Annotated in this window: 1 protein-coding gene and 1 pseudogene; both read left to right on the forward strand. The window is 63.1% G+C overall.

Translation table 11 applies throughout. The features are described 5' to 3' along the window. A pseudogene (locus Ae331Ps2_RS33705) lies at positions 1-239 on the forward strand (IS701 family transposase); the annotation flags it as partial. 11 nt (positions 240-250) lie between these two features. Further along, a complete protein-coding gene (locus Ae331Ps2_RS32270) occupies positions 251-418 on the forward strand; it encodes a hypothetical protein (protein WP_170917006.1) in 168 nt (55 codons plus the stop codon). Positions 419-1,475 lie beyond the last annotated feature (1,057 nt).

A 1,475-nucleotide genomic window follows, 5' to 3' on the forward strand; every position in this document is an offset into this window, starting at 1 on the left:
GCTGCGCGGCCCCGGCGAACACGCCGCTGCGCGACCTCGTTCGAGTCGCCGGGGCGCGGTGGGCGATTGAGGAATGCTTCCAGACCGCGAAGAACGAGGCCGGCCTCGACCACTACCAAGTCCGCTCCTACCGAGCCTGGCACGCCCACATCACCCTGGCCATGCTCACCGCGGCCTACCTCGCCGTCACCCGCGCCGCCGAACACGCACGCGAGGCCGAAAAGGGGGATCCTCAGCCAGCCGGCGCGCATTGATTCAGCTGTCGGGCAACGAGATCCGCCGTCTCCTCGCCGCGCTCGCCTTCACCCCGCTCACCTGCATCGACCACGTCATGCACTGGTCGACCTGGCGCCGTGAACGCCAACAACAGGCCCGCGACTGCCACTACCGCCGACGCGGCGAACGACCCCCGAGCTGATCAACTGCCGTTGCAGTACTATCCAGGAAGACACGCCCCCGGCGGGCCTGTCAAGCCCCCGCCTCGCGCCGACTTGCACGGCCCCCCGCCCCGGATTCAGTTACGGAACGTAACATCGGATTGCGGTGGTGGGTCGGAAACAGTTATTGCTGGTCAAGCGCCCAGGTGGCGGCTCGCTGCGCAAACTCGTTGTCCTAGCTTAGGAGGGTCGATCCTCCTAAGCCCTCCGATCCTCCTAAGATCGACTTGGGTTCTGACCTGCTGAAATATCGGCAGTTAGGAGGGTTAGGAGGATTGAGGAGGATTAAGGGCTGCTTCGGGACACCCCCCAGAAATATCACTCTGCGTGACCAGCGTGTCGCCGCTCCGCGGTGTCGCCCCGCGCGTTGCTGTGGAAGGGATTTCCAGGTGGCGCACGGAAGGGGATTCGTTGTGTCGCGACCAGTGCATCGGCCGTTTCTCGGTGTGTTTTTTCTGGATATCGGATTGTTGTTGAGGGCGTCGATGGTCGCCGCTGGATCGCACCCGCTGGTCCCTGCTGAGTGGAGTTCATCGTTCCCTTTACGGCGTCATGGAAGGACTCTTTCTGTGGCGGTGTCTTGAATCTGGTGCGCGGGTTTCCGCCGTGACGGTCAGGCGTCTTGGGGTCGGACTGATGGGGCTGGAGGTGTCCCGGATTGGCTTATTAATGGCCCCGGATTTGTTCGGATTCATGTAGATCATCTTCGGGGGTTCAAGCTGGGGTTTCGGCGGCCCGTGGCGGTCTCGGGAGCGTCGGGAGGCGGCGTCGGAGCGGCCCGCCGGGGCCAGAGAGCGGCTTTGATGTGGCTTTGAAGCGGCTGGAAGCGCCTGTGAAGCGGTGTTGATCCGGTTCTGGGGCACCCAGTTAGGAGGCGTGGAGCGCTTTGGGAGGTACGGCACGAAGTCCGGTTCTGGTGAGGTGTTTTTCTGGTTTGGGTGGATTGCCGTGTTAGGTGGATGTTTCACGTTTTCACGTTTCGAGTACCGGGTGTGGTCACATGATTGCGCCTGGTAGTGGTTCTTGACCGGTGGGGGG

It is taken from the genome of Pseudonocardia sp. Ae331_Ps2, assembly GCF_001932405.1.
Classification (GTDB): Bacteria; Actinomycetota; Actinomycetes; order Mycobacteriales; family Pseudonocardiaceae; genus Pseudonocardia.